General features: G+C 69.5%; 6 protein-coding genes. 5 read left to right on the top strand and 1 reads right to left on the bottom strand.

Annotation, left to right across the window (positions count from 1 at the left end; translation table 11 throughout):
• A partial coding sequence (locus tag BLR99_RS21220) for an integrase core domain-containing protein (protein ID WP_139160196.1) occupies positions 1 to 315 on the top strand: 315 nt, incomplete at its 5' end.
• Here the strand turns inward: BLR99_RS21220 and BLR99_RS21215 are convergent.
• On the bottom strand, positions 245 to 1,225 hold the full coding sequence (locus BLR99_RS21215) for an AraC family transcriptional regulator (RefSeq protein WP_048857763.1): 981 nt from the start codon (positions 1,223 to 1,225) through the stop codon (positions 245 to 247). The genes BLR99_RS21220 and BLR99_RS21215 overlap by 71 nt on opposite strands.
• Before the next feature lie 183 nt (positions 1,226 to 1,408).
• Between BLR99_RS21215 and BLR99_RS21210 the strand changes: the two genes are divergently transcribed.
• The 4 genes from BLR99_RS21210 to BLR99_RS21195 are packed head-to-tail and all read left to right on the top strand — an operon-like array spanning position 1,409 to position 6,367.
• Entirely contained in the window at positions 1,409 to 3,142 is a 1,734-nt protein-coding gene (locus BLR99_RS21210) for an AMP-binding protein (protein WP_017439270.1), read from the top strand.
• Between the two features lie 20 nt (positions 3,143 to 3,162).
• The gene (locus BLR99_RS21205) at positions 3,163 to 4,767 is read left to right on the top strand and encodes a carboxyl transferase domain-containing protein (protein ID WP_011797367.1); all 1,605 of its coding nucleotides are present in this window, start codon (positions 3,163 to 3,165) and stop codon (positions 4,765 to 4,767) included.
• A 46-nt stretch (positions 4,768 to 4,813) separates the two neighbouring features.
• On the top strand, positions 4,814 to 5,617 hold the full coding sequence (locus tag BLR99_RS21200) for an enoyl-CoA hydratase/isomerase family protein (protein WP_011797366.1): 804 nt from the start codon (positions 4,814 to 4,816) through the stop codon (positions 5,615 to 5,617).
• 24 nt (positions 5,618 to 5,641) lie between these two features.
• Positions 5,642 to 6,367 carry a DUF4126 domain-containing protein gene (locus BLR99_RS21195; RefSeq protein WP_046059787.1) on the top strand — a complete coding sequence of 242 codons (726 nt, stop codon included), beginning with the start codon at positions 5,642 to 5,644 and terminating at the stop codon, positions 6,365 to 6,367.
• The last annotated feature ends 21 nt before the right edge of the window (positions 6,368 to 6,388 follow it).

The following is a 6,388-nucleotide window of genomic DNA, read 5'->3' as shown; positions in this document are numbered from 1 at the left end:
CCCGCCAGCGGCGGCTTCGACGATCTGGACCAGGCACGCCAGTGGGCCAGCGGCTTCGTGCATTGGTACAACTGCGAGCACCGCCACAGCGCGATCGGCTACGTCACGCCGACGCAGCGCCATGCCGGGCAGGACCAGGCCATCCTGCAGGCTCGCCATCACCTTTACACCCAGGCCCGACAGCGCAACCCCGCGCGCTGGTCGGGCAGCACCCGCAACTGGGCGCCGGTCCAATCGGTCACGCTCAACCCTGAGCGCGACGGCATCTCCAATGCCGCGGCGACCGCATCGAATACGCAGCCTCGGGCTGCTTGATCGACGCGACAACTACCTTGACATGCTCCGCGTCCTTGAGTGCCTGCAGCGAGGCGCCCTCCTCCCGGAGCTGGCGGTGCAGGGTGCGGGCCGAGACGTGCAGCGCGGCGGCGATCGTCTGCGCGCTGTGGGACAGCTCCGGCGCGTGGGCCAGCGCCTGCCGCACGCGCTGCACCAGCAGGCGGTCGCGGCGGTACTGGCGCACGGTGAGGGGCAGGGCGCGTTGCAGCATCAGCCGCAGCGCGTCCTCGTCGCGCTGCAGGGGCAGGTCGAGGTATCGGGCGTCGAACCGCAGCAGGGCCTGGGAAGCGCCGAAGCGCGGAGCCACCCCGAAGAGCAGCGGATAGACCGTGGCATGCGGCGGCGGCTGGAACGGAAAGGACGCGTCCAGCAGTGGAAGCCGGGAATCGATGAACCAGCAGGCGAGCCCGAGGGCATTGCGCAGCACGGAGACGGTGCAGAACTCGCGCAGCATGCCCAGGTCGCGGTGCTCGGACAGCGACAGCGTGGCGGTACCGTCCACGGCATCCAGGTGCAGGCCGATGTCGTCCGCGATGAGCGCATGGTGGCGGCACCAGCGGCGCAGTGCGATGCCCAGCGTGGGTGAGCTGATGGAGGCGCGCGCCAGCATGCCGTAGCTGCCCCAGGGCAGGCGCCGGGAGAACCAGCCGAGGGCCTCGTCGTCGAGCTCGCGCATGGCGGCGGCGGACAGCGCCTCCATCTGCAAGGCGGTGATGCGGGCCTGCGGGTTTTGCAGGCTGTGTGGCGGGATTTGTGCCGTTGCCAGGGCGTGGGCGGGGCTCATGCCGCGCTGGACATAGGCATGCACGATGGCATTGACGAAGGCGATGGGGGTGGCCGCCACCGGCTGTGGCACGGAGCTGGCAGGTGCCGGGGACTTCGTCGTCATGCCGGGAGTGTGCAGTCCGGTGGCGCGAATTGCAACCTGTGTGGCCTGATCGGTGGCCCTGACGGCGGCTCGCAGGCGTATGCTTGGCCCGTGTGGCCGCGTCCGCCGGCATGCTGTCCCGCATGCGCCGCGCGCCGCAGGCCGCCGGTCCGCCAGAGACCGCATGACCAGGAGACAACTGCCGTGACCCAGCCGTCCGATCCGTCCGTCCTTTCGCCCGCCGCCAGCCATGTGCGCGGCGACACCCGTGTTCCGCTGATCGAGCAGACCCTGGGGGATTTCTTCGCCGGCATGGCGGCGCGCCATCCCGGCCGGGAAGCCCTCGTGAGCCGCCACCAAGGGCTGCGGTACACCTATGCGGAACTGCATGCCGAGGTACGACGCCTTGCCGGCGCGCTGCTGGGGCTGGGGCTGCAGAAAGGCGACCGCGTGGGCATCTGGTCGCACAACAACGCCGAATGGGTGCTGATGCAGTTCGCCACCGCGCAGGTGGGCCTTGTGCTGGTCAACATCAATCCTGCCTACCGCACGGCCGAGGTCGAGTACGCGCTGAACAAGGTGGGTTGCAAGGCGCTGGTGGCGATGGCCCGCTTCAAGACCAGCGACTATGTGGGCATGCTGCGGGAGCTGGCGCCCGAGTGGATCCAGCAGTCTCCGGGGCAACTGGCCGCGCGGCGCCTGCCGCACCTGCGCACCGTGGTATGGATCGACACGCCGGGACAGGGGGGCATCGAAGAGCCTGGAATGCTGCGGTTCTCGGAATTGCTCGCGCGCGGCGATGCGCAGGACGCCCGCATCGACGCGGTGGCGAAGACGCTGGATCCGCGGGACCCCATCAACATCCAGTTCACGAGCGGCACCACCGGCTTTCCCAAGGGCGCGACGCTCACGCACCGCAACATTCTGAACAACGGTTTCTTCATCGGCGAGTGCATGCGCCTCACGCCGGAAGACCGGCTCTGCATTCCGGTGCCGCTCTACCACTGCTTCGGCATGGTGCTGGGCAACCTCGCGTGCGTGACGCACGGCAGCACCATCGTCTATCCCAGCGACGGCTTCGATCCGCTGTCGGTGCTGGAGACGGTGCAGGCCGAGCGCTGCACGGGGTTGCATGGCGTGCCCACCATGTTCATCGCCGAGCTCCAGCACCCGCGATTCGCGGAATTCGATCTCTCGACGCTGCGCACCGGCATCATGGCGGGCTCCCCCTGCCCGATCGAGGTCATGAAGCGCGTGGTGAGCGACATGCACCTGGAGCAGATCACCATCGCCTACGGCATGACCGAGACCAGTCCCGTGAGCTGCCAGAGCAGCACGGAAACGCCGCTGGACAAGCGCGTCTTCACCGTGGGGCTCGTGCAGCCGCACCTGGAAGTGAAGATCATCGACCCGGATTCCGGCGAGCCCGTGCCCCGTGGCCGCTCCGGAGAGCTGTGCACGCGCGGCTATTCGGTGATGCACGGCTACTGGGGCGATCCGGACAAGACGCGCGAGGCGATCGATGCGGAGGGCTGGATGCACACGGGCGACCTGGCCACGATGGATGCCGAGGGCTACGTGAACATCGTCGGCCGCATCAAGGACATGGTGATCCGCGGTGGAGAGAACATCTATCCGCGCGAGATCGAGGAGTTTCTCTACCGGCATCCGCAGGTGCAGGACGTGCAGGTGGTGGGCGTGCCCGACGAGAAGTACGGCGAGGAGCTGTGCGCCTGGATCATCGCCAAACCCGGCGAGCAGCCCACCGAGGACAGCATCCGGACGTTCTGCCAGGGCCAGATCGCGCACTACAAGGTGCCGCGCCACATCCGGTTCGTTTCCGAATTCCCGATGACGGTGACCGGAAAGATCCAGAAATTCAAGATCCGCGATGCCATGAAGGAGCAGCTCGGCCTGACCGAGCGCGCCACCGCCTGAAATCTTCCTCCCGCCCCGCCATGATTCTCGAATCCCGCCTCAATCCCCGCTCGGCCGACTTCCAGGCCAATGCTTCCGCGATGCGCGTGCTCGTGCAGGATCTGCGCGAGCGCGCGGCCCAGGTGGCCCTGGGCGGCAGCGAAGCCGCGCGCGCCAAGCATACGGCGCGCGGCAAGCTGCTGCCGCGCGACCGCGTGCGCGAGCTGCTGGACCCGGGCTCCCCGTTCCTGGAGATCGCGCCGCTGGCCGCGCTGGGCATGTACGGCGACGAGGCGCCGGGCGCGGGCCTGATCGCGGGCATCGGGCGGGTGAGCGGCGTGGACTGCATGGTGGTGTGCAATGACGCCACGGTGAAGGGCGGCACCTACTATCCGATGACCGTGAAGAAGCACCTGCGTGCGCAGGAGATCGCGCAGCAGAACCGTCTGCCGTGCATCTATCTGGTCGATTCGGGGGGCGCCAACCTGCCGAACCAGGACGAGGTGTTTCCCGACCGGGACCATTTCGGCCGCATCTTCTACAACCAGGCGCAGATGAGCGCGCAGGGCATCGCGCAGATCGCGGTGGTGATGGGCAGCTGCACGGCGGGCGGGGCATATGTGCCGGCGATGAGCGACGAGTCCATCATCGTGAAGAACCAGGGCACGATCTTCCTGGGCGGCCCGCCGCTGGTGAAGGCGGCCACGGGCGAGGTGGTGACCGCCGAGGACCTGGGCGGCGGCGACGTGCATACGCGGCTGTCGGGCGTGGCCGACCATCTCGCTCAGAACGACCTGCATGCGCTGCAGCTCGCGCGCCATGCGGTGCGCAACCTGAACCGCGAGCGCGCGCCGGCCGCCGGCTGCGCGGCGCCGCAGGCGCCTGCGTTCGAGGCGCAGGAGCTGTATGGCGTGATTCCGGTGGATACGCGCAAGCCGTTCGACGTGCGCGAGATCATCGCGCGCATCGTGGACGGCAGCGAATTCGACGAATTCAAGGCGCGCTACGGCACCACGCTGGTCACGGGCTTCGCGCGCATCGAGGGCATGCCCGTGGGCATCATCGCCAACAACGGCATCCTGTTCTCGGAGGCGGCCCTCAAGGGCGCGCATTTCATCGAGCTGTGCTGCCAGCGCAAGATTCCGCTGGTGTTCCTGCAGAACATCACCGGCTTCATGGTGGGCCGCAAGTACGAAAACGAAGGCATCGCGCGCAACGGCGCCAAGATGGTGACGGCGGTGGCCACGGCGGCCGTGCCGAAGTTCACGATCGTCATCGGCGGCTCGTTCGGCGCCGGCAACTACGGCATGTGCGGCCGCGCCTATTCGCCGCGCTTTCTCTGGATGTGGCCGAACGCGCGCATCTCGGTGATGGGAGGCGAGCAGGCCGCGAGCGTGCTGGCCACCGTCCGGCGCGACGGGATCGAGGGCAAGGGCGGCACCTGGAGCGTGGAGGAGGAAGAGGCGTTCAAGGCGCCGATCCGCCGCCAGTACGAGGAACAGGGGCACCCCTACTACGCCACGGCGCGCCTGTGGGACGATGGGGTGATCGACCCCGCGGACACGCGCCGCGTGCTGGCGCTGGGCCTGGCCGCCGCGCGCAATGCGCCCATAGAGGACACGAAGTTCGGCGTTTTCCGCATGTGAGCGCCCCGGGGCTCGCCCATCCTGACAGCACAAGGAGGAATCCACCATGACGACCACCGAATACCGCCATCTGCACGTCGGCCAGGCCGGATCGATCGCGCGCGTCACCCTCGCGCGGCCGGAAGTGCGCAACGCGTTCAGCGACGAGGTCATTGCCGAGCTGACACGCGCGTTCGAGGCGCTGGGCCGGCAGGAGGACGTGCGCGCCATCGTGCTCGCCGCCGAAGGCCCGGCTTTTTGCGCGGGCGCGGACCTGAACTGGATGCGCCGCATGGCCGACTATTCGCGCGCGGAGAACGTCGCGGACGCGGGCCGGCTGGCAACGATGCTGCGCACGCTGAACGATTGCCCGAAGCCGACCATCGCCCGCATCCAGGGCGATGTGTACGCGGGCGGCGTGGGGCTGGTGGCCGCCTGCGACGTGGCGGTGGCGGTGGATACGGCGGCGTTCTGCCTGAGCGAGGTGCGGCTGGGGCTGATTCCCGCCACCATCGGGCCCTACGTGGTGCGGGCCATGGGCGAGCGCGCGGCGCGCCGCTATGTCGTGACCGGCGAGCGCTTCAGCGCGCTGGAAGCGCTGCGCGTGGGACTGGTGCACGAGGTGGTGGATTTCGAGCAGCTCGACGAGAAGCTCGATGCCGTCCTGCAGTCGATCGCCGCGGCCGGGCCGCAGGCGGTGGCCGCGGGCAAGCGCCTGGTGCGTGACATCGCGGGGCGGCCCATCGACGATGCGCTCATCGCCTCGACGGTGGAGTCCATTGCGGATATCCGGGCGAGCGGCGAGGGGCGCGAGGGCGTGCAGGCCTTCCTGCAGAAGCGCAAGCCGGCCTGGCTGCCGGCTCGCGACTGAGGACGCCCCCGCGGGCCCGCCCCCATGGATGCCCTCTGGCTGCACATCGTCCAGTGGCTGCACGCCGCCGGCCTGCACGTGGATGCGGGCACGGCCCAGGCCGTGGCGGAGCAGGCGCGCCGCGCCACGGGCGTGCTGGACATGCCGGGCCTGCTGGCGCTCGCCGCGGGGCTCGGCTGGGCCAGCGGCTTCCGGCTCTACGCGGTGGTTTTTCTCGTCGGCGCGATGGGCGCGGGCGGCTGGCTGGCGCTGCCGGAGGGGCTGCGCATGCTGCAGCACCCGGCCGTGCTGCTGGTGAGCGGGCTGCTGCTGTGCGTGGAGTTCGTCGCCGACAAGGTGCCCTGGTTCGACAACCTGTGGGACGCCGCGCATGCCGTGATCCGCGTGCCCGCGGGCGCCCTGCTGGCCGCTGGCGTGTTCGGCCCGGACAACGGCGGCATGGCGCTGGCGGCCGGCCTGCTGGGCGGCTCGCTGTCCGCCACGGCGCTGGCCACCAAGATGACCGCGCGGGCTGCCGTCAACACGTCGCCGGAGCCCGTGTCGAACTGGCTGCTGTCGTTTTTCGAGGACGGCCTGGTCGTGGTGGTGGTCTGGCTGGCCACGCAGCATCCGGTCGCCTTCGGCATCGCGCTGGCCTGCATGGTGGCGCTGTCGGTGCTGGTGCTGGTGGTGCTGCTGAAGTTCCTGCGCGCCGTGCTGCGGCGGCTCTCGGCTTTCTTTTCCCGGCCTGCGGCCCCGGCCACGAGATGAGTGCGGGCGGCCTGATTTTGG

This window comes from Paracidovorax citrulli, from assembly GCF_900100305.1.
Lineage (GTDB): Bacteria > Pseudomonadota > Gammaproteobacteria > Burkholderiales > Burkholderiaceae_C > Paracidovorax > Paracidovorax citrulli.
This window is presented reverse-complemented; position numbering and strand designations above follow the sequence as displayed.